This window comes from Candidatus Poribacteria bacterium, assembly GCA_021295755.1.
Classification (GTDB): domain Bacteria; phylum Poribacteria; class WGA-4E; order WGA-4E; family PCPOR2b; genus PCPOR2b.
Genome location: JAGWBT010000204.1, coordinates 12,208 through 12,795, shown reverse-complemented (window position 1 = coordinate 12,795; position 588 = coordinate 12,208). Strand labels below are relative to the sequence as shown.

Here is a 588-nt window from a genome sequence, read left to right as displayed (position 1 = left end):
CCATTGATACACAAGCATCGGACCAGTAGGCGATTCTATCACCTGATGCAGCGGTGGCAGGGTGGGATGGTTGCAACTCCGCCGAAGCCGGACCGCGTTTCGGAGCAACGATACTCTCTCGGAGTGACTCATAAATGGCTTCGGATCATCGGGGTGTCCCGCTGTCTTTACAAAATAACGTCCCTGAGTGGTCTGTACCCCATACGATATGTTTCCTGAATCTTGGGTGTGCTCATCAAAAACTGCAAAGACAGAACCTGCGGCATTGAGATAAACGTCCGGTGTCTGTTCAATGCGTTTAATATCTAGCAATGGATGACGGTTCATGTATTTCCCCTGCAAGCAGAAATAGGCATCATATCTGACGCACCCCTCCCATCCGTTTCTGTTGTTCTTACAACTCCACCACTAAGCCGTCATAGGCAAGTTGAACATTTTCGGGCAGGCATGCGTTCGTCGAATCATGGTCCACATCATGGGTCATGTGGGTAAAATAGGTCTGTTTGGGGTTGAGTTGTTTCACAATTTCCAACGACTCTGGAATCGTGAAATGGGTTGGATGCCGCGGCTCCCATCGGATGGCATCGA

At 49.8% G+C, this 588-nt stretch carries 1 protein-coding gene and 1 pseudogene (1 of these 2 only partly in view); both read right to left on the bottom strand.

Going from position 1 to position 588, the window contains the following annotated elements:
* A partial coding sequence (locus J4G02_21690; protein ID MCE2397132.1) for a hypothetical protein occupies window positions 1-327 on the bottom strand: 327 nt, incomplete at its 3' end.
* Between the two features lie 67 nt (window positions 328-394).
* Window positions 395-588 (bottom strand): annotated as a pseudogene (locus J4G02_21685) (MBL fold metallo-hydrolase) (it continues 553 nt past the right edge of the window).